Source organism: Streptomyces sp. NPDC002088, assembly GCF_040296605.1.
Lineage (GTDB): Bacteria > Actinomycetota > Actinomycetes > Streptomycetales > Streptomycetaceae > Streptomyces.
Genome location: NZ_JBEOXO010000003.1, coordinates 1 through 20,268, shown reverse-complemented (window position 1 = coordinate 20,268; position 20,268 = coordinate 1). Strand labels below are relative to the sequence as shown.

Annotated in this window: 17 protein-coding genes; 1 reads left to right on the top strand and 16 read right to left on the bottom strand. The window is 70.8% G+C overall.

The window, feature by feature from the left end:
- Positions 1-32 precede the first annotated feature (32 nt).
- From ABT114_RS07385 to ABT114_RS07340, 10 genes are all read right to left on the bottom strand, one after another.
- Positions 33-167 carry a hypothetical protein gene (locus tag ABT114_RS07385; protein WP_351139597.1) on the bottom strand — a complete coding sequence of 45 codons (135 nt, stop codon included), beginning with the start codon at positions 165-167 and terminating at the stop codon, positions 33-35.
- A complete protein-coding gene (locus ABT114_RS07380) occupies positions 164-2,473 on the bottom strand; it encodes a xanthine dehydrogenase family protein molybdopterin-binding subunit (protein WP_351139595.1) in 2,310 nt (769 codons plus the stop codon). The genes ABT114_RS07385 and ABT114_RS07380 overlap by 4 nt, the downstream gene beginning before the upstream one ends.
- Positions 2,470-4,026, bottom strand: coding sequence for a 2Fe-2S iron-sulfur cluster-binding protein (locus tag ABT114_RS07375; RefSeq protein WP_351139593.1), 1,557 nt, complete (start codon positions 4,024-4,026; stop codon positions 2,470-2,472). Before ABT114_RS07375 ends, ABT114_RS07380 begins: the two co-directional genes overlap by 4 nt.
- The gene (locus ABT114_RS07370; RefSeq protein ID WP_351139591.1) at positions 4,023-4,916 is read right to left on the bottom strand and encodes an FAD binding domain-containing protein; all 894 of its coding nucleotides are present in this window, start codon (positions 4,914-4,916) and stop codon (positions 4,023-4,025) included. Before ABT114_RS07370 ends, ABT114_RS07375 begins: the two co-directional genes overlap by 4 nt.
- Positions 4,917-5,175: 259 nt before the next feature.
- Positions 5,176-6,849, bottom strand: a complete 1,674-nt coding sequence (locus tag ABT114_RS07365) for a beta-N-acetylhexosaminidase (protein WP_351139589.1) — start codon at positions 6,847-6,849, stop codon at positions 5,176-5,178.
- Positions 6,850-6,853: 4 nt separating this feature from the next.
- Positions 6,854-7,693 carry a carbohydrate ABC transporter permease gene (locus ABT114_RS07360; RefSeq protein ID WP_351140504.1) on the bottom strand — a complete coding sequence of 280 codons (840 nt, stop codon included), beginning with the start codon at positions 7,691-7,693 and terminating at the stop codon, positions 6,854-6,856.
- A gap of 14 nt (positions 7,694-7,707) precedes the next feature.
- Positions 7,708-8,589, bottom strand: coding sequence for a carbohydrate ABC transporter permease (locus ABT114_RS07355; protein ID WP_351139587.1), 882 nt, complete (start codon positions 8,587-8,589; stop codon positions 7,708-7,710).
- 5 nt (positions 8,590-8,594) lie between these two features.
- Positions 8,595-9,902, bottom strand: a complete 1,308-nt coding sequence (locus ABT114_RS07350) for an extracellular solute-binding protein (protein WP_351139585.1) — start codon at positions 9,900-9,902, stop codon at positions 8,595-8,597.
- Between the two features lie 225 nt (positions 9,903-10,127).
- Complete coding sequence (locus tag ABT114_RS07345; protein WP_351139583.1) at positions 10,128-10,415, bottom strand: DUF3039 domain-containing protein; 288 nt, start codon at positions 10,413-10,415, stop codon at positions 10,128-10,130.
- Positions 10,416-10,444: 29 nt separating this feature from the next.
- Positions 10,445-11,017 carry a YqgE/AlgH family protein gene (locus ABT114_RS07340; protein ID WP_351139581.1) on the bottom strand — a complete coding sequence of 191 codons (573 nt, stop codon included), beginning with the start codon at positions 11,015-11,017 and terminating at the stop codon, positions 10,445-10,447.
- Positions 11,018-11,266: 249 nt separating this feature from the next.
- On the opposite strand from ABT114_RS07340, the gene murA reads away from it, so the two are divergent.
- A complete protein-coding gene (gene murA, locus ABT114_RS07335) occupies positions 11,267-12,607 on the top strand; it encodes a UDP-N-acetylglucosamine 1-carboxyvinyltransferase (RefSeq protein WP_351139579.1) in 1,341 nt (446 codons plus the stop codon).
- A gap of 259 nt (positions 12,608-12,866) precedes the next feature.
- Here the strand turns inward: murA and ABT114_RS07330 are convergent, their stop codons facing one another.
- The 6 genes from ABT114_RS07330 to ABT114_RS07305 form a co-directional block, all read right to left on the bottom strand.
- Positions 12,867-13,148 (bottom strand): HU family DNA-binding protein, encoded by a 282-nt coding sequence (locus ABT114_RS07330; protein ID WP_004000874.1) that lies wholly within the window; start codon positions 13,146-13,148, stop codon positions 12,867-12,869.
- A gap of 355 nt (positions 13,149-13,503) precedes the next feature.
- Complete coding sequence (locus tag ABT114_RS07325) at positions 13,504-14,922, bottom strand: NAD-dependent malic enzyme (RefSeq protein WP_351139577.1); 1,419 nt, start codon at positions 14,920-14,922, stop codon at positions 13,504-13,506.
- Positions 14,923-15,246: 324 nt separating this feature from the next.
- A complete protein-coding gene (locus tag ABT114_RS07320) occupies positions 15,247-17,637 on the bottom strand; it encodes a HelD family protein (RefSeq protein ID WP_351139575.1) in 2,391 nt (796 codons plus the stop codon).
- Between the two features lie 72 nt (positions 17,638-17,709).
- Positions 17,710-18,516, bottom strand: coding sequence for an anti-sigma factor family protein (locus ABT114_RS07315; protein WP_502987854.1), 807 nt, complete (start codon positions 18,514-18,516; stop codon positions 17,710-17,712).
- Positions 18,516-19,037: a sigma-70 family RNA polymerase sigma factor gene (locus ABT114_RS07310; protein WP_010039908.1), complete on the bottom strand. Its 522-nt coding sequence runs from the start codon at positions 19,035-19,037 to the stop codon at positions 18,516-18,518. Before ABT114_RS07310 ends, ABT114_RS07315 begins: the two co-directional genes overlap by 1 nt.
- Before the next feature lie 339 nt (positions 19,038-19,376).
- Positions 19,377-20,003, bottom strand: a complete 627-nt coding sequence (locus ABT114_RS07305; protein WP_351139571.1) for a CGNR zinc finger domain-containing protein — start codon at positions 20,001-20,003, stop codon at positions 19,377-19,379.
- Positions 20,004-20,268 lie beyond the last annotated feature (265 nt).

Below are 20,268 nucleotides of genomic sequence, written 5' to 3'. Positions count from 1 at the left end.
GCCGAGGCGTGGGGTGACAACCACCTCGCGCATCAGGTGAAGTACACGCCGCCCAGCACCACGACCACCGCCGCCAGTACGAACAGCAGGACCCACATCAGCAACTTGCCGACGCCGGGTGCCGGTTCGTAGCGCGGGTGCTCGGGCTCGGGCTCGGGCGCGGTCACTGTGCCGTCACCACCGCGGCCTGCGGGCGGATCGGCAGCCGGTTCACGGGGCGGCCGGTGGCTGCCCGTACGGCGGAGGCGATCGCCGCGGGCGACGTCACCACCGGAACCGCGCTGACGGCTTTCGCCCCGAAGGGCGCGACCACGTCCCGTTCCTCGACCAGCTTGACGATGCGGATGTCGGGCGCGTCCAAGGCGGTGGGCAGGGCGTACCCGGTGAGGTCGGGGTGGCGGACGAGGCCGCGCGGGGTGCGCAGGTTCTCCGTGAGGGAGATGCCGACGCCCTGGGTGACGCCCGCCTCGATGCGCGCGGCCAGCTGGGTCGGGTTGAGGATCCGGCCGACGTCCTGGGCGACGGCCAGTTCCACGACCCGTACCGAGCCCAGTTCGATGTCGACGTCCACGACCGCGCGGATCGCGCAGAAGGCGAGTCCTACGAAGGCGTCGCCCTGGCCGGCCTCGTTCAGTGGCTCCGTGGGGTGGGGGCGGCACTGGGCCGTGGCCCACAGTTCCTTGCCCTCCAGGGCCTCCGTGACGGTGGTGGACAGGACTCCGTCGTACGACGTGATCTTGCCGTCGGTGATCTGGAGCAGTTCGGTGGACATGCCGAACTTGTGTGCCAGGGGCTGGAGCAGTTGCGTACGGACCATCTTGGCGGCCCGTTCGACCGCGCCGCCGGACACCCAGGTGTGACGGCCGCGGCAGCCCGGCCCCGCGGGTGGCTGGTCGGTGTCCACCGGTGCCACGTGCACCTCGTCGATGCCGAGGGTCTCCTGGACGATCTGCCGGGCCAGCGTGGTGAAGCCCTGGCCGGTCTCCACCGCCGCGCAGAGCACGGTCGCCACTCCGTCGTGGACCTTCACCGTCGCCGTGGACACCTCGTCGGCACCCTCCGCGCCGAGCATGTGCACCATGCCCACGCCGTAGCCCACGCCCCGGCGTACCGCGCCCGGTTCGCCCGCGCCCTCGGGGCCGCCGGGCAGCAGCCACTCGTCCTCGGGGGCGTCCTTGGGGAGCTGCGGGAGGGGAAAGTCGCGTACCGCCTGGAGGAGTTCGGCGACCGGTGCCGGGCAGGTCACCGTCTGGCCGGTCGGCAGGACGTCTCCCGTGGCCATGGCGTTGCGCAGACGCAGTTCGGCGGGGTCGAGGCCCAGCTTCTTCGCGAGCTTGTCCATCTGTGCCTCGTAGGCGGCGCACACCTGCATGGCGCCCTCGCCGCGGACGTGGCCGGAGGGCGGGTTGTTGGTGCGGACGGCCCAGCCCTCGATGAAGGCGTTCGGGACGACGTACGGGCCGCAGGCGAAGGAGACCGCGGCGGCCAGGGCCTCGGCGGAGGTGTCGGCGTACGGGCCCGCGTCCAGCAGGATCTGCGCCTCGACCTTCACCAGCCTGCCCTCGGCGTCGGCGTGGTGGCGGTAGCGCAGCAGCGTGGGGTGCCGGTGGACGTGGCCGAGGAAGGACTCCTCGCGCGTCGCGGTCAGTTTCACCGGGCAGCCGGTCTTCAGCGCCAGCAGGCCGAGCGGGAGTTGGAAGCCCTGGTCCTCGCGGTCGGCGGTGGCGCCGGGGACACCGGTGACGACGATCTTGACGCGTTCCGGTTCGAGGCCGAAGCAGGCGGCGGCGGTGTCGCGGTCGGCGTGCGGGTCGGTGGAGGCCAGGTAGAGCTCGACGCCGCCGTCGGGGCGGGGCACGGCGAGGCCGGCCTCGGCGCCGATGGGGGCCGGGTCCTGGCGGCCGATGCGGTACTGGCCCTCGACGACGACCTCGCCGACCACCTCCGCGTCGCCGTGGTGCAGCGGGATGTGGCGGATCAGGTTGCCGTCGGGGTGCAGGGGTTCCGCTTCGAAGGCCTGCTCGGGGTCGGTGACCGGCTCGTGCACCTCGTACTCGACGATGACGGCCGCCGCGGCCATGCGTGCGGTGTCCGGGTGGTCGGCGGCGACGGCGGCGATGGGCTCGCCGTGGTGGCGTACGACGTCGGAGGCGAAGACCGGGCGGTCGGCTCTGCCGCGTCCGTACAGCGCGCCGCCGGGGACGTCCTCGTGGGTGACGACGGCCCGTACGCCGGGCATCTCGCGCGCGTGGGAGGTGTCGATGGAGACGATGCGCGCGTGGGGGTGCGGGGAGCGCAGCACGGCCGCCCACAGCAGGCCCTCGGCCCACAGGTCGGCCGCGTACGGGAACGTGCCCTCGGTCTTGGCGCGGGCGTCGGCGGGCCGCAGGGAGGCGCCGAGGCCGTGCGGGATCGGTTCGGGGGCGGGGGCTGCCTCGGCGGCGGTGGTCGCGGTGGCGGCTTCGTTGCTCACGCCTGGCCTCCGTCCTGGCCGTACGTCCGGTCATGCGTCCCGTCGTGCGGTCCCGGTGTTCCGGGGGTTCCTCGGGTGCCTGGGGGGTCGAACGCAGACGCGTTGACGCCGCCGGCGCCGGGGCCCGCCTGGTGCGGGATACGTGCCTCGTCCGCGTCCGGGTCGGCGTCCGCCGCGGCGTGCGCCTCGCGTTCGGCGACCACTTCGCGTACAGCGTCCAGGAAGCCCCGGTAGCCGGAGCAGCGGCACAGATTGCCGCACAGGGCCTGGCGGGTCTCCAGCTCCGTCGGGGCGGGGTTGCCCTCCAGGAGGTCGTGCACGGTCATCGCCATGCCCGGCACGCAGAAACCGCACTGCACGGCGCCGCACCTGGCGAGCGCCCGCTGCACGTCCGAGGACCGCCCGTCGACGGCCAGGCCCTCGACGGTACGGACCTCGCTGCCGGCGGCGGTGACGGCGGGCACCAGGCAGGAGGCGACGAGCCGGCCGTCGACCTGGACGTTGCAGGCGCCGCACTCGCCCTGCGAGCAGCCGTCCTTGGCGCCCGCGAGGCCGAGCCGCTCGCGCAGCACGTACAGCAGCGACTCGCCGATCCACGCGTCGGCGACGGGGCGCTCGGAGCCGTTGACGCGCAGGACGTAGGAGGCGAGGGGGTGGTCGTCGTGGGGTGGTGTCGCGGGGGTGGCGTCCGCCGGGGCGGCGGGGCGCTCCGGGGCGGCGGTGTGCTCCGGGGAGTCCGGGGCCGCCTCGTCCGCCAGTGCCGGTTCCTCCGGGGTCGCGCGGGACTCCTCGGCCTCGGCGGCGGGGCCGGCGGGCTCAGTGGCCTCCTCAGGCGCCTCAGCGGCTCCGTGGACGTTCTCGGGCGCGTCATCGGCCCCCGGGGCCTCCTGGGCCACGTGGAGGGGCTGCGCGGGCGCGTACGGCTCGGTGTGGGCGTCCGGCGCGGGCGTCGGCGGCTGCGCGAGCGCCTGCTGCCCCCACGGCTGTCCCGTCGCGCCGGTCGCACCGGTCGCCCAGGGCGCGGGCGCGCCGCCGGGGAGGGTGGACGGCGGGGTTCCACCCCACTGCTCCACCAGTGCCGACGTGGTGAACTCGCCCGATTCATCCGGAAGGTCGCCGCCGGCGACGGGGATCGACCACTGGCCGGTCACGTCGTGGCCGGGGGCCGGGGCGGACTCGGCGACCGTGGTGTCCTCGAAGTTCCACTGACCGGTGACCCCGGGGTGGTACGTGAACTGGTCGCCTCCGCCCGCCTCCTGGGGCACGGCGTTGGGGTCGGGCCACTGGACGGCGTCCGCGGGCACCGCCCACATGCCGGTGACTCCCGGGTCGGTCGCCGCGTCCGGGTGGGAAGTGACCGTTATCTGCGGTGGCACGTAGCCGTGGCCGGGCGCGGCGAGCGGGCTGTCGCCGCGTGCGGCCAGGAGGGCGTCGATGCCGCCCTCAGGAAGCTTCACGAAGGCGGTCGCGCCGTCGTCGTAGTCGCCCTGGGGCAGCGGATCCCAGCGGCCACTGCCCTGGGACGCGCCCTGTCCGTGCTGGTCGTCGGTCACGACAACGCCCTCCCCAGTGCTCGTCGGGCCAGCGCGGCGACGGTGCGCCGCAGGTGCAGTACGGCGGGCGGAAGCTGCGGCACGGAGCCGTCGGCGTCCGGCACCGGGTCGGGAATGCAGGCCGCGGCGACGTACTCGCCGAAGGCGTTCAGCGCCTCCGGGACGATCGCACGGCCGTTGTCCCAGTCGATGAGCCGGGCGACCCACTGCTCGGCCTCCAGCGGCCGCAGCGGCATCGGCGCTATGGCGCCGACGGCGCACCTGACTCCGCGCCGGGCGGGGTCCAGGACGAGCGACACGGACGCGGTGGCGCGCCCGGGCCCGGTGCGGCCGGTCGCCTTCAGGAAGACCTGCGGGGCGTGCAGCAGCGGCACGCGCACGTAGCCGATGAGTTCTCCGGCGCGCAGCATCTCCATGCCCGCCAGCAGGTGCGACACGGGCATCTCGCGGCGGGCTCCGCCGGGGCCCGCGATGATCAGCGTCGCCTCCAGGGCGGCCAGCACCGGCAACGCGTCCCCGGTGGGCGACGCGGAGGCGATGTTGCCGCCCAGGGTGCCCGCGTTGCGGATGTGCGGCGGGCCCGCGGCGCGCGCGGCGGCGGCGAGCGCGGGGATCAGGGCGGCGAAGTCGGGGCGGCCCATACGCGCGTGGGTGAGGCCCGCGCCGAGCAGCGCGTGTCCGTCCTGGTACTGCCAGCCGCGGATCTCGCTGATCCGGCCGAGGCCGACCAGGGCGGCGGGCCGGAGCTGGCCGGAGTTGACGGCGGCCATGAGGTCGGTGCCGCCGGCGACGGGCACGGCGGCGGGCACCGCGGTAAGTGCCGCCACGGCCTCGTCCAGTGTCGTGGGCAGCGTGACGGCCTGCCCCGCCTGCGGTGCGTGCGTGGTCAAACCGGCTGCCCCTTCCCGCTGCCCCACCTGGTCCCACCTGTGCTGCCGTACGGTACGTGCTGACAGGGCGGACGTGGCAACTCTGGCACATCTTCGCAGGGCCCGAACGCGGGGGTCCGCTAGGAGGCATTCGCCCACCTCACCGAGGAGATGGACCGTTTTCGCACGGCATCACCCGTGCATAACGATTGACACTCTTCGGTGACCCTTATGCGTCTTTTCTGTGACCTGTTCGAGGCAAGCCTGGCGACAGCCGTCCCTATCGGCTCGGCGGTGGGCCGTCGATCGGGCGGCCGGGCACACCGGGGCGCCGCTGCCACGGGTGCGGACCGGCGGGCGGCCGGTAGGCGACGCCCAGGGCGTCAAGTCGACGGTAGTGGACGGCCATCCGCCGCTCGAAGTCGGCGAAGTCCCGTTCCGCCGGGGCGGGCAGCCGGCCCCAGGCGACCTCGGCGAACGCGGCGAGCCTCGGGAAGGCCTGGTAGTCCACGCGCGCCTGGTCCTCCATCACCTCGGTCCACAGGTTGGCCTGCGTGCCCAGCACGTGCCGTGCCTGTTCCTCCGTCAGCTGCGCCGGGACGGGCTCGAAGCGGTAGACGTCCTCCAGGGTGCGGACGTAGCCGATCGGGACGGGCTCGTCCTCGCCCGCGTCCTGCCGGTGGTCCAGGTACACCTGCTGCTCGGGGCACATGACGACGTCGTGGCCGGCCCGCGCGGCGGCGATCCCGCCCTCGTAACCGCGCCACGAGGACACCGCCGCCCCCTCGGCCAGCCCGCCCTCCAGGATCTCGTCCCAGCCGATGAGCCTGCGCCCGCGCGCGGAGAGCCACGTGTCGAAGTGCCTGATGAACCACGCCTGGAGTTCGTCCTCGTCGGCGAGCCCGAGCTCCTTGATGCGGGCCTGCGCGGCGGGCGACTGCCGCCACTGGTCCTTGAGGCATTCGTCGCCGCCGACGTGGACGAACTCCGACGGGAACAGGTCGAGCAGTTCCTCGAACACCCCCTCGTAGAAGCGCAGGGTGTTGTCGGTGGGGGCGAGTACGTTCGGAGAGATCCCCCAGTTGTCCCAGACGGTGAGGGCGGAGGTGTCGATGACGTCGGTGTTGCCGAGTTCCGGATACGCGGCGATGGCGGCCTGCGAGTGTCCCGGTACGTCGATTTCGGGGACGACGGCGATATGCCGCTCGGCGGCGTAGGCGACGATCTCCCGGATGTCGTCCTGGGTGTAGTAGCCACCGTGCGGCTTCTCCTCCCACAGCGGGGAGGAGCGGTGGCCGAATTTCGTGCGCGAGCGCCAGGAGCCGGCCTCCGTCAGCCTCGGGTACCGCTTGATCTCGACGCGCCAGCCCTGGTCGTCCGTCAGGTGGAAGTGGAAGACGTTGAGTTTGTGCGCGGCCATCAGATCCAGATAACGCAGCACGCCTTCCTTGGGCATGAAGTGCCGGGCGACGTCGAGCATGAGGCCGCGCCAGCGGAAGCGGGGGGCGTCGTGGATGGTGACGGCGGGCACCTCCCACTCCGGCTTCCGGGCGAGTGGGGCACGGCGGAAGGCGTCGGCACCGAGCAGCTGACGGAAGGTCTGGGCGCCCCAGAACAGGCCCGCCTCGCTCGCCCCGTCGATGGCGACGACGTGGCCGTCGGCGGTGAAGCGGTACGCCTCGGGGCCGCCGAGTTCGTCGGCGAGTTCGGGGATGATCCGCAGCAGAATGCGGTTCCCGTTGCCCGAGTGGGGAGGCAGCGGATATCCGGTTGCCGCGCCGACGGTCGCGCGCAGCCACTGCGCGACCCGCCCGGTGCCGGGCGTCGCCTCGATCTCGGTCTCCTCGTCGACGAGGTACCCCGTACCGCCGCCGATCGAGGGCGACAGGCGGCTCGGGGCGGGAATCAGCTCCACGTCGAGCCCCGGGAACAGGTGGTACGGAATGTCACTCATACCGTCAGTCCTTTACCGCTCCGCCCAGTCCGGAGACCAGCCGTCGCTGTACGAGTACGAAGAAGATCAGCACCGGAATCGTCATCACCGTTGAGGCGGCCATGACACCACCCCAGTCCGGCTCGTCGGGCTTGTAGAACACGAGAAGAGCCATCGGCAGGGTCGACTGGGACATGTCGCTGATGATGAAGGACTTGGCGAACAGGAAGTCGTTCCAGGCGGAGATGAAGGAAAACACGCTCGTGGCCACGAGCCCCGGCAGGACGAGCGGGAAAAGGATCTGCCAGAGGAATCGCGCACGGCTCGCTCCGTCGATGTACGCGGCCTCCTCCAACGCCTCCGGCACGGCTTTCACGAACCCCCGCAGCATCCAGATCGCGAACGGCAGCGAGAAGGCGATGTGGGGCAGGATCAGCGACCCCAGGGTGTTCAGCCGGCCGAAGTCCCGCATGAGGAAGAACAAGGGGATCGTGAGCGCCTCCACCGGCACCATCTGGGCCACCAGGAACATGATCAGCAACGTGGTCCGGAAGCGGAACCGGAATCGTGTCACTGCGGTCGCGGCGAGAAACGCGATCAGCGCGGAGGCGATCACGACGGAGCACGCCACAACGAGGCTGTTGAGGAAGTAGCGGCCGAATTCCTGCTGCCCGAACACCCGGCGGAAGGAATCCAGGGACGGCGCCATGGTCCAGGGCCGCGGCTCGGCCGACTCGATCTCCCCGGCCGGTTTGAAAGCGCTCAGCACCATCCAGTACAGGGGGAAGGCGACCACGGCGGCGATCAGCAGCGTCGCCGCCTCGGCGACCGCGCGCCCGGGTTTCACGACCCTGATGATGCTCAAGGTCCTCACGACTCTCACAGCTCCTCCCCCTGCCTGCGCAGCAGCCGCAGGTACACCAGCGTGACGGCGAGCAGGATCAGCAGCATCACGACGCCGATCGCCGAGCCGAGGCCGTACTGCGAGGACGCGAAGGCCTTCTGGTAGGCGTACACGTTCAGGACGAGGTTCTGGCCGGCGATGCCGCCGCCGTTCGTCATGACGTAGATCTGGGTGAACACCTTGAAGTCCCAGATGACCGACTGGATGGTGACCACCGTCAGGATCGGCCGCAGCATCGGCGCGAGCACCGAACGCCAGATGCGCCACTGCGAGGCGCCGTCCAGTTCGGCCGCCTCCAGCACCTCGCCCGGTACGGTACGGATGCCGGCGTAGACCGTCACCATCACGAACGGGAAGGAACACCAGACCACTTCCAGCAGGACGAGGAAGAAGGCGCTGTACCGCCCGTACGTCCAGGAGTGGTCGCCGAGCCCGAGGAGCCGGTTCACCGGTCCGAAGTCCGGGTCGAAGAGGAGCAGCCAGACCGTGGACCCGGTGACGGCCGGGGTCGCCCAGGCGCCGAGCGCGGCCAGCATCAGGGCGAGCCGGGGCACGGCACGCACGCGCGTGAGCAGCACGGCGAGCGCGCATCCGACGGCGAGGGTCGACACCACACAGGCCGCCGCGAACAGCACGGTCGCCAGCAGCACCTGCCAGAACTGCTCGTCCCCCAAAAGGGTCGCGTAGTTGCCGAAGCCCTGGAAGGTGGTCGGTTCGCCGCCGCTGACCTGGGCCTGGGTGTACTGGAAGAAGGAGATCAGGCCGAGCTGGTAGACCGGGTAGACCAGCAACCCGCCGAGGACGACGAGGGCGGGGGCCAGGTAGAGCCAGGGGGTCCAGGTGGCGCGGTTGCCCATCCGCCTCACCCGGCGGTGCCGAACGCGTCGTTCATCTTCGTCGCCGCGTCCTTCGAGGCCGCCGCCACGTCCTTCTTGCCGCTGATGACCTCCTGGAACATGGTCGGCAGGACGAGGGAGGAGTCGATCTGGGACCAGGCGGGAGAGGCCGGGACGAACTTGGTGCCGGCGGAGAGGGTCTGGACGAAGGGCTTCACGTACGGCTGCTTGGCCGCCGCCTTGTCCCGTACGTCCGTGAACGTGGGCAGGAAGCCCATCGCGTCGAAAAGTTCGGTCTGGCTCTGCTTCGACGCGAGCTGTTCCATGAGGTCGACGGCGAGGGTGCGGTGCGAGGTGCTCTTCAGGACGCCGATGTTGTTGCCGCCCGCGAACGCCGGGGCGATCGAGCCGGACGCGACACCCGGCAGCGGGACGACCGCGTACTCGCCCTTCACCTTCCCGGCCTCCACGGCCGTGTGGCTGAAGTCGCCGCCGATCGCCATGCCCGCCTTGCCCGCGGCGAACGCGGTGACCGTGTCGTTGCCGCCCATGCCCGCGCACTTGGCGGCGGGACAGTTGTCGTCGGAGAAGAGGGAGGTGTAGGCCTTGATGCCCTCCTGGGCGGCCGCGCTGTCGATGGCGGAGGCGTACGAGCCGTTCTTGCCGGCGGCGAGTTCGCCGCCGTTGGCCCAGATGAAGGGCATCGCGCCGTACGTGTAGGCGCCGCCGACGACCAGGCCGTAGAGGTCGGGCTTCGCGGCGCGGATCCTGCGGGCCGTCGAGGCCAGCTCGGCCATCGTCTTCGGGACTTCCAGGCCCAGTTCCTCGAAGACGTCCGTGCGGTAGTACAGGGCGCGGACACCGACGTAGAAGGGCGCGCCGTAGACCTTGCCGTCCACGGTGACCGACTGGCGGGCCGTGGGGTCGGTGTCCTTGGCCTCGCTCCAGGTGCGGAACTCCTTGGTGACGTCGAGGAGTCCGCCGTCGTGGACGTAGCCGGCGGTGTCGGTGTTGCCGTACTCCATGACGTCGGGGGCGGACTTCGGGTCGTTGAACGCGGCCTTGACGCGCTGGGCGCGGGTCTCCACGGGGATGTACTCGACGTCGACCTTCGTACCCTCGTGGGCCTTCTCGAAGGCGGCGACGACGGAGTCGACGACCTGTTGCTTCGGCTTGTTGCCGACCTCCTGGAAGAGCCACACGCGCAGCGTGCCGGTCTTGTCGTCCTTGTCGGAGGTGGAGTCGGCGGAGGTCTGAGGGGCGCAGGCGGCGCCTGCGAGGGTGACGGCGAGCAGGAGGGCCGCTGGCGCGGCGCGTCGGACGGACAGCTTCATGGCGTACTCCTCCGATGAGGCGTTGCAACATGCGCAATGACGGTTTCGCTCTGCACAACACTGCGGAGGCTAGGGACTTCATGAACACGCCCACAAGAGGTCTCAACCACTCTGTGACCGGCCGACGCACTCCTTGCAACGGCAAAACACACGAAGGCCCCCGGAGTGCACCAAAGTGCGCTCCGGGGGCCTTCTGAAAGTTCGGGAGGTTCTGAAGGCGAAGGGCTACTTCTTGCCGTCGCCGCCCTTGCCGTCGCCGCCACCGGCGCCCATGGAGTCGTAGATCTCCTTGCACATGGGACACACCGGGTACTTCTTCGGGTCGCGGCCGGGCACCCAGACCTTGCCGCAGAGCGCCACGACGGGGGTCCCGTCGAGGGCGCTCGCCATGATCTTGTCCTTCTGGACGTAGTGGGCGAAGCGCTCGTGGTCGCCGTCGCCGTGGGACACCTGTGGCGTCGGCTCTACGAGGGTCCCCGTACCAGTCCCGCGCTCGGGCTCAAGAGTGCTCATATCGCCAAGGGTACTGAAGCTCACAGGCATCAGTTGAGCGAAGGGTCGTCCGGATACGTGGCCACCATCGCCAGTTCGTTGCGCTGGCGGCGCAGGACCTCGCGCCAGAGTCTCTCGGGGGACGGGGAGGAGACGTCGCCCGGTTCGGACTCGACGACGTACCACGCGCCCTCGACCAGTTCGTCCTCCAGCTGGCCGGGGCCCCAGCCGGCGTAACCGGCGAAGATCCGCAGGGAACCGAGGGCGGAGGCGAGCAGCTCCGGCGGGGCCTCCAGGTCCACGAGCCCGATCGCGCCGTGCACCCGGCGCCAGCCCAGCGGCGCCCGTTCGGCCGAGCCGCCGCCCGGGATCACCGCGACGCCCAGCGCCGAGTCGAGGGAGACCGGACCGCCCTGGAAGACCACGCCGGGCTCGCCGGTCAGATCCGCCCAGCCCTCCAGGATGTCGCGCACGCCCACCGGTGTAGGGCGGTTGAGGACGACACCGAGGGAGCCCTCCTCGTCGTGGTCGAGAAGGAGCACCACCGCACGGTCGAAGTTCGGGTCCGCCAGGGCGGGCGTTGCCACGAGCAGCCGCCCTGTGAGCGAGGACACCTCGGTCATGCCAGACATGATCCCGCATCTGCCCACCATGTGGGGAGCCAATCGGGCACGGGAGTGAAGGCGGCCGAGGGCGCACGGACGCACCCCACCCGCACGCCCGCGCCGGTGACCCCATGTGCCCGATTGGGAACGGTTCGTGTTGTGACACAGCTATGACGTTGCTGGGCGGTACTTGGGCTTACGGGAGAGGGGTGCGCGGCGATTAGTCTGTCTCATCTCCCCTGCCCAACTCATCGGAACGCGAGATACATGACCGTCAACGACGATGTCCTGCTTGTCCACGGCGGAACCCCGCTGGAGGGCGAGATCCGTGTCCGCGGTGCGAAGAACCTCGTACCGAAGGCCATGGTCGCCGCCCTGCTGGGCAGCGCGCCAAGCCGGCTGCGCAACGTTCCCGACATCCGTGACGTGCGGGTCGTACGCGGTCTGCTCCAGCTGCACGGGGTGACGGTCCGTCCGGGTGAGGAGCCGGGCGAGCTGGTGATGGATCCGTCGCACGTGGAGAGCGCGAACGTCGCCGACATCGATGCCCACGCGGGTTCGAGCCGTATCCCGATCCTGTTCTGCGGCCCGCTGCTGCACCGCCTGGGCCACGCGTTCATCCCGGGCCTCGGCGGCTGCGACATCGGCGGCCGGCCCATCGACTTCCACTTCGAGGTGCTGCGGCAGTTCGGCGCGCGGATCGAGAAGCGGGCGGACGGCCAGTACCTGGAGGCGCCGACGCGGCTGCGCGGCACGAAGATCCGGCTGCCGTACCCGTCCGTGGGTGCGACCGAGCAGGTGCTGCTGACGGCGGTCCTCGCGGAAGGCGTCACCGAGCTCTCGAACGCGGCGGTCGAGCCGGAGATCGAGGACCTGATCTGCGTCCTGCAGAAAATGGGCGCGATCATCGCGATGGACACCGACCGCACGATCCGCATCACCGGCGTCGACTCGCTCGGCGGCTACACCCACGCGGCCCTCCCGGACCGCCTGGAGGCCGCCTCGTGGGCGTCCGCGGCGCTGGCGACCGAGGGGAACATCTACGTCCGCGGCGCCCAGCAGCGCTCGATGATGACGTTCCTGAACACCTACCGGAAGGTGGGTGGCGCCTTCGAGATCGACGACCAGGGCATCCGCTTCTGGCACCCGGGCAGCCAGTTGAAGTCCATCGCCCTCGAAACGGACGTGCACCCGGGCTTCCAGACGGACTGGCAGCAGCCCCTGGTGGTCGCCCTGACCCAGGCCACGGGCCTGTCCATCATCCACGAGACGGTCTACGAGTCCCGCCTGGGCTTCACGTCCGCCCTCAACCAGATGGGCGCCCACATCCAGCTCTACCGCGAGTGCCTCGGCGGCTCTGACTGCCGCTTCGGCCAGCGCAACTTCCTGCACTCCGCGGTCGTGTCCGGCCCGACGAAGCTCCAGGGCGCCGACCTGGTCATCCCCGACCTCCGCGGCGGCTTCTCGTACCTCATCGCCGCCCTGGCCGCCCAGGGCACGTCACGCGTCCACGGCATCGACCTGATCAACCGTGGCTACGAGAACTTCATGGAGAAGTTGGTGGAGCTGGGGGCCAAGGTGGAGCTGCCGGGCAAGGCACTCGGCTGACCGCAGCCCCACAGCTCCGGCCCAGGGCAGCGCCGGTCTCGGCTGGGGGTCCGGGGGCCCGCGGCGAAGCCGCTGATGTCGCCGCCCCCGGATAGACACAGCATGGAGAAGTTGGTGGAGCTGGGGGCCAAGGTGGAGCTGCCGGGCAAGGCACTCGGCTGACGCCGTACATACGACGATGGGGCGGCCCCCGGTGAGGGGGGCCGCCCCATTGGCGTCGCTTAAGTCTCGTACGTCGTCCCGAGACGCACGCGGGGGCTTACTTGCCCTTCGCGGCTTCCTTGAGCTTGCTGCCCGCGGAGACCTTCACGCTGTAGCCGGCCGGGATCTGGATCGGGTCGCCGGTCTGCGGGTTGCGCGCGGTGCGAGCGGCACGGTGGGTGCGCTCGAAGGTCAGGAAGCCGGGGATGGTGACCTTCTCGTCGCCCTTGGAGACGATGTCGCCGACGACCTCGGCGAACGCGGCCAGCACGGCGTCGGCGTCCTTGCGGGTCACCTCGGCGCGGTCGGCCAGCGCGGCCACCAGCTCACTGCGGTTCATGTTGTTACTCCCGTGTTCTTCTTGCCGTTGAGGCGTGCCACGCGGCGGAGCCGCATATTGGGCACAGCGAAGTCGATGCTGCCAGGGGCCTCGGACAGTCCCCGGACCGGGTCCGTCCTCAGACCCTCGCGCCCAGAGACGCATCCTGCCCCCACCTGCGGCGGGAAAGCCAATCCGGCACCCGCAGGAGTCGTGAGAACACCCTTGGGAGTCACACGAAAAGAGGGGCCCGAGCCCGGCCGTCACGATAGAGGGCTGCCGGGTGCCCGGGTTCCGCGACGCGCCGGGGCGAAACCCGACCGTGGCAATCGTCACAGCACCCGCACAGCGACCGGGTTTCCCGCACTCCCCGAGCCTACGAGGCCGACGCTCCCGCGGCCTTCGCCGCGGCCCGTACCGCACCCGCGACCGCGCCCGCGACCTTGTCGTTGAACACGCTCGGGATGATGTAGTTCGGGTTCAGCTCGTCCTCGGTCACCACGTCGGCGAGGGCCTTCGCGGCGGCCAGCATCATCTCCGTGTTGACGGTCCGGGACTGCGCGTCCAGCAGGCCGCGGAAGACACCCGGGAAGACCAGCACGTTGTTGATCTGGTTGGGGAAGTCGGAGCGGCCGGTGGCCACAACTGCCGCCGTCTGGCGGGCGATTGCCGGGTCCACCTCGGGGTCCGGGTTCGCGAGCGCGAACACGATCGCACCGTCGGCCATGGCGGCCACGTCGTCGCCGTCGAGGACGTTCGGGGCGGAGACGCCGATGAAGACGTCCGCGTCGCGCACGGCCTCCTTCAGCGTGCCGGTGAGGCCCTCGGGGTTGGTGTTGTCGGCGATCCAGCGCAGCGCCGAGTCCGGGGCGGCGTCCACCAGGTCGGCGCGGTCGGCGTGGACGACGCCGTGGATGTCGGCGACGACGGCGTTCTTGACGCCCGCGGCGATGAGCAGCTTGAGGATGGCCGTGCCGGCCGCGCCGGCGCCCGACATGACGACGCGCACGCTCTCGATCGCCTTGCCCACCACACGCAGGGCGTTCGTCAGGGAGGCGAGGACGACGATCGCGGTGCCGTGCTGGTCGTCGTGGAAGACGGGGATGTCGAGGGCCTCGCGCAGCCGGGCCTCGATCTCGAAGCAGCGGGGGGCGGAGATGTCCTCGAGGTTGATACCGGCGAAGCCCGGGGCGATCGCCTTGACGATCTCGACGATCGCGTCGGTGTCCTGGGTGTCCAGGCACAGCGGCCAGGCGTCGATGCCGGCGAAGCGTTTGAACAGGGCGGCCTTGCCCTCCATGACCGGCAGGGCCGCCTTCGGGCCGATGTTGCCCAGGCCCAGCACGGCCGAGCCGTCCGTCACGACCGCAACGGAGTTGCGCTTGATGGTGAGGCGGCGCGCGTCCTCGGGGTTCTCCGCGATCGCCATGCACACGCGGGCCACACCCGGCGTGTAGATCATGGACAGGTCGTCACGGTTGCGGATGGGGTGCTTGGACTGCATCTCGATCTTGCCGCCGAGGTGCATGAGGAACGTACGGTCCGAGACCTTGCCGAGGGTGACGCCCTCGATGCCGCGGAGCTTCTCGACGATCTCGTTGGCGTGCGCGGTCGAGGTGGCCGCGATCGTGACGTCGATCTGGAGCTTCTCGTGCCCGGATGCGGTGACGTCGAGGCCGGTCACCGAGCCTCCGGAGGACTCCACGACGTTGGTGAGCTGCGAGACGGCGGTTCCGCTCGCGGGCACCTCCAGCCGGATCGTCATCGAGTAGGAGACGCTGGGCGCCGTTGCCATGGCCGACTTCCTCTGCACTGCTGGTCGTGGGTTTGCCGTCCGATCGTCGCACCTACCGGCGAGTAGGAGAAAGCCGCCCTGGATTGAGATCGTTGTGTTCTCAATAAAAGAGGCCCACATCACATGGGTGATGTGGGCCTCTTCCACGTTTATGACACCGACCCGCCATGCTCGCCTCGCGGCAAGTGGTCGCTCGTAGCGACGAAGGTTGGGCCCGGGGGCTTGGATCGAGCCGGTGTCACACCCAGGCTAACAAACGGATCCCGCAACACCATTCCCGTCCGGGGAGTTCACAGGAAACAGCGGCCTCCGGGTTCACCGGGATCAGTCCCTGAGAAGGTCCGGCACCCCCGTCGCATCCGGCTCGTCCCGCTCGGCCGAGACCACCGTCAGCTGCTGGGTGGCCCGGGTCAGCGCGACGTACAGCACGCGCAGCCCCGCCGGTGACTCGTCCGCGATCTCCGCGGGCGACACGACGACCGTCGCGTCGTACTCCAGGCCCTTGGCCTCCAGGCTGCCGAGCGCCACCACGCGGTCGCCCAGCCCGGCGAGCCAGCGCCTGGCCTCCTCGCGGCGGTTCATGGCGACGACGACGCCGATCGTGCCGTCGACCCGGTCGAGGAGCCGGGCGGCCTCCTCGCGGACGGTCTCGGCGAGCGACTCCCGTACGCCGGCGCCGGATCCCTTGTCCGTACTGCCGTGTCCCTTGTCCGTGGGGACGTGTTCCTTGTCCGTACGGACGAAACGCGGCTCGACGCCCGTGGAGCGGACCGCGGACGGGGACACGGAGCCCGGCATGGCGAGCGCGAGCACCTTGGCCGCCAGTTCGGCGATCTCGGCCGGGTTGCGGTAGTTCACCGTCAGCTGGAAGCTGCGGCGCGGACGGCTGCCCAGGGCCTCGTCGCGTGCCTCGGCCGCCTCGTCGGGGTCGGACCACGACGACTGGGCCGGGTCGCCGACGATCGTCCAGGTGGCGTGCCGGCCACGCCGGCCCACCATGCGCCACTGCATCGGCGTCAGGTCCTGCGCCTCGTCGACGATGACGTGCGCGTACTCGACGCGCTCCTGCGCCAGCCGCTCGGCCCGCTCGCGCTGCGACTCCTCGCGTACGGGCATCAGCTCCTCGAGACCGGTGAGCTGGTCGAGCGGGTCCAGCTCGCGCCTCTTCCGGGGGCGGGCCGGGGCGCCGAGGATGGCCTGGAGCTCGTCCAGCATGGCCACGTCGTGCACGGACAGGCCGTCCCGTCGGAGCGAGCGGGCGACCTTGCGTGCCTCGCCGGGGTTGAGGATCCGCCGGGACCAGCGCCCGAGCCGCCGGTCGTCGGCCATCGCCGCCAGCACGGCGCGCGGAGCCAGCTCGGGCCACCAGGCGTCGAGGAACTCGATGAAGCTGTCCTCGGAGGTGACGTCCTCGTCGAAGGAGGAGCGCAGCTCGGCGGCCAGCTCGGGGTCCGTGTGCCGGCCGGCCGCGCCGGACTGCTCCCACAGGGCGTCGAGCAGCAGCTTGCGGGCGCGCGGACGCAGCAGGTTGACGGGCGCGGTGCCGCCGAGGACGTTGTGCCGGATGCGATCCAGCTGCCCGGCCTCCAGCTCCAGGCGGCGGCCGAAGGCGACGACGCGGAGGCGGGTGGGCGAGTCGTTCGACTCCAGTGCCCCGCGCGCCGCCTTCCGCAGCACCTTCAGCATCCGGTACGAGCCCTTGGCGCGGGCCACCGCCGGCGAGTCGTACAGGGTGGCCTCCGCGCCGTCGACGAGGGAGCCGATGGCGCGGATGGCGACCTGGCCCTCCTCGCCGAGGGACGGCAGGACGCCCTCGGTGTACGCGACCAGCAGGGGCGTGGGCGAGACGATCAGGATGCCGCCCGCGTACCGGCGCCGGTCCTGGTAGAGGAGGTAGGCCGCCCGGTGCAGGGCGACGGCCGTCTTGCCGGTGCCGGGGCCGCCCTCGACGTACGTCACGGAGGCGGCGGGGGCGCGGATCACCAGGTCCTGTTCGGCCTGGATGGAGGCGACGATGTCCCGCATGGTGTGGCTGCGGGCCTGGCCGAGGGCGGCCATCAGGGCGCCGTCGCCGATGACGGGCAGCTCCCGGCCGTCCAGCGACGCCTTCAGTTCGGGGCGCATCAGGTCGTCCTCGACGCCGAGGACGCGGCGGCCCTTGGAGCGGATGACCCGGCGGCGCACGACCCGGCCGGGGTCGACCGGGGTGGAGCGGTAGAACGGCGCGGCCGCGGGGGCCCGCCAGTCGATGACCAGGGGGGCGTAGTCCTGGTCGAGGACGCCGATGCGGCCGATGTGGAGGGTCTCGGCGATGTCGGCCGTGTTGTCGTCGCGGACGGCCCCCTCGGCGGGCTCGACGGCGGTGTACGCGCCGTCGGGGCCCTTCTTGCCGTCCTTGCCGAGGAGCAGGTCGATACGGCCGAAGAGGAAGTCCTCGAACTCGTTGTTCAGCCGGTTGAGGTGGACCCCCGCCCGGAATACCTGCGCGTCCCGCTCGGCGAGCGCGCCGGGCGTACCGACCTGGCCGCGCTTGGCCGCGTCGTTCATGAGGTACTCGGCCTCATGGATCTTCTCCTCGAGCCTGCGGTACACCCGGTCCAGGTGTTCCTGCTCGATGCTGATCTCCCGGTCCCGTACGGAGTCTTGCACTGCGTTGTCTCGCACTGCGTCGTGAACCGAACCGACCGCGGTTTCCTGTTGAGCCTGAGCGGCCACCGGGCCCCCTTCTGACGTGCTGGGCAGCCGTCAACCGTACGCGAAGGGGGCCCGCCCGGGAAGCGACAGGTCCTAGGAGTCGACCTCCACCAACCGCTTCCCGTCGAAGGTCATGACTTCGAAGTGGTCGATCTCGTTGGGGGTGAAGGCGGCGCCGCCGTGGACGTAGAGCGGGTTCTTCGCCTCTTCGGTCTTGGCGTTGGGCAGGCCGTAGCCCCAGTTCGGCACGGACCAGGAGGTGACGGTCTCGCGCTCGCCGTTCTTGCCGACGGCGATGAGCGAGCACTTCTCCGGGCCGGTGACGTTCTTGAGCTGGAGGACGGCGTGGGTGCCCCAGGCCTTCTTCTCCACGGCCACGGTCGCGGTGACGTGCGTCGTCGGGTCCGTGGCGGACTTCTTGTCGGTCATGGTCTGGAAGGCGGTCTGAGCGGGGCCGGCCGCCATGTTGCCGCTGTTGTCCGAGCCGCCGGTCGCCGCCAGCACCGTCAGCGGGCCGCCGATGATCAGCGCGGCCGCGGCCGCCACGAGGTAGAAGCTGCGCCGGCGCTTGACGGCGCGGCGCTCGGAGACCTCGTCGACGAGCTTCTCCGCCAGCCGTGGGCTGGGCTTGGCGGACAGGGACTCACCGATCGCGGGTGTGCCGGCGCCCGGCAGGTCCGCGAGCGCGGCCAGCATCGGCTCCATCCCGGCGAGCTCGTCGAGCTGCTGGGCGCACCATTCGCAGGTCGCGAGGTGGGCCTCGAAAGCGGTTGCCTCGGCGTCGTCAAGAATCCCGAGGGCGTAGGCGCCGACAGTCTCGTGCTCGTTCGGGGCCGATGATCCCTCCATGGGGCCAGACATACCCGAACCACCCGTTCCGAACCCCCCGTAAACGCTCATCACGCTGTCACCCCCCGCTCCTCCAGTGCCAGCTTCATCGACCGCAGGGCGTAGAACACCCGGGAGCGGACCGTGCCGCTCGGGATGCCCAGCGTCTCGGCCGCCTCATTGACCGTACGCCCCTTGAAGTACGTCTCGACGAGGACCTCCCGGTGGGCAGGGGTCAGGTCGTCCAGCGCGTCCGAAAGCGTCATCAACCAAAGCGCCTTGTCGATCTCGTCCTCCGCGGGGATGACCTCCAGCGGCGACGGATCGACCTCCTGCGGCCGGGCCTGCCGGCTGCGGTGGCCGTCGATGACGATGCGGCGTGCGACCGTCACCAGCCAGGGGCGTACCGATCCGGTCGCCCGGTTGAGCTGACCGGCGTTCTTCCAGGCACGGATGAGCGTCTCCTGCACGACGTCCTCGGCACGCTGCCGGTCTCCGGCGACCAGCCGCAAGACATACGCAAGGAGGGGTCCGGCGTGCTCTCGATAGAGAGCACGCATCAGCTCCTCGTCAGGTTCCGAGGGCTGGGACATGCGATGTCGGGCCCTCGATCCACGTTCATTGGCCACGACGGAATCCTTGCGCACGCCCACCTCCGGTGTCCGGGGGTTCCCCCAGTCGGTCGCTCGTGCACGGGTACGGATGCGGGTCGCGTGATGTTCAAAGCGAGGCGACAGTTTTCTTGTGCGTGACATGACGTGACGGACATGGATGCACATTCCCACCGCACGATCTTTACATTTCCGTCACATCGGCAAGATCGCTCCGACTGCCCGTGCGGCGCCGGAGGCAAACAGAGGCGAACGGAGTGTTGTCGAAATCACTTCGACAATGCTTCGACGCTCCCCTCACAGAAGGTGCATAGCAGACACCTAGGCTTGGCTGAGGGCCGCGCGACGACGGTGCCGGGCCACCCTTTCGCGGTTCCCGCAGACCTCGCTGGAGCACCAGCGCCTCCGGTGTCCACGGGACGTATCCAGGTAGACTATCGGGCAGTTGTCGCCCTCGCACTGCCGCAGTCCGGCCCGGGCGACCGGGTCCGTGAGCAGTTCCACGCAGTCCCGGGCGACGGCGGCGAGCAGCGCGGCGCACTCCGGCGGACCGTCCAACTCCCGTACGAGCCTGCCGTCCTCGCCGCGGATCGCCCGCGGGACGGGCGGCGCGGTACGGGCGAACTCGTTGACGCGGGCCAGGGCAAGGTCGTGGGGCCGCGCGTCGGTACCGTCGGTACTGCCGTACGGGCGGACCTGGGCGGCGAGGTGCCCACGCACCAACCGTCCTGCCTGCGCACGCAGTTCTCGGAATCCGACGAGCCACGACGCGTCGGCGTGTGTGAGCGGGGTGCCCGGCGGGACCAGCCCGGACCGGGTGATCCAGGCGCACAACGGGGCGAGGGAGTCGAGCCGTTCCCCGGGGTGGGTGGTCGCGAGGAGATCCAGGCAGATCCGCCCGGCGTCGAACCGCGTCTCGTACGGGGCCGTGGCCGTACCCAGTGCCATGTGCCTGTCACCGCCTAGGGATTGCCCCGGTGGGATGCAGTGGTGAGGTCTGCGGGGGGGGGGAGGTCTGTGGGGAGGGTCTGGAGAACCGTTCCCTCCCACAGTGCCTGCCCGCTCGCCCGGCCGGAACCCCTTGTACCGCCCCTCGGCGTTTCAGCCCGATCGGCGTTACAGGACAAGGCCGTTCAGGCCGAAGCGGGGGCCTGGGGGCGGCGACCTGCCTCTGTGCGGCGGCCCGGTCGGCTGCGGTCAGCCCGCGGTCGCG

Bases quoted from the DNA above. Each gene is read 5' to 3' on its own strand.
- ABT114_RS07365 (WP_351139589.1), bottom strand. From the start codon at position 6,849: ATGAGTGACATTCCGTACCACCTGTTCCCGGGGCTCGACGTGGAGCTG.
- ABT114_RS07355 (WP_351139587.1), bottom strand. From the start codon at position 8,589: ATGGGCAACCGCGCCACCTGGACCCCCTGGCTCTACCTGGCCCCCGCC.
- ABT114_RS07350 (WP_351139585.1), bottom strand. From the start codon at position 9,902: ATGAAGCTGTCCGTCCGACGCGCCGCGCCAGCGGCCCTCCTGCTCGCC.
- ABT114_RS07345 (WP_351139583.1), bottom strand. From the start codon at position 10,415: ATGAGCACTCTTGAGCCCGAGCGCGGGACTGGTACGGGGACCCTCGTA.
- ABT114_RS07340 (WP_351139581.1), bottom strand. From the start codon at position 11,017: ATGACCGAGGTGTCCTCGCTCACAGGGCGGCTGCTCGTGGCAACGCCC.
- murA (WP_351139579.1), top strand. From the start codon at position 11,267: ATGACCGTCAACGACGATGTCCTGCTTGTCCACGGCGGAACCCCGCTG.
- ABT114_RS07330 (WP_004000874.1), bottom strand. From the start codon at position 13,148: ATGAACCGCAGTGAGCTGGTGGCCGCGCTGGCCGACCGCGCCGAGGTG.
- ABT114_RS07325 (WP_351139577.1), bottom strand. From the start codon at position 14,922: ATGGCAACGGCGCCCAGCGTCTCCTACTCGATGACGATCCGGCTGGAG.
- ABT114_RS07315 (WP_502987854.1), bottom strand. From the start codon at position 18,516: ATGAGCGTTTACGGGGGGTTCGGAACGGGTGGTTCGGGTATGTCTGGC.
- ABT114_RS07310 (WP_010039908.1), bottom strand. From the start codon at position 19,037: ATGTCCCAGCCCTCGGAACCTGACGAGGAGCTGATGCGTGCTCTCTAT.
- ABT114_RS07305 (WP_351139571.1), bottom strand. From the start codon at position 20,003: ATGGCACTGGGTACGGCCACGGCCCCGTACGAGACGCGGTTCGACGCC.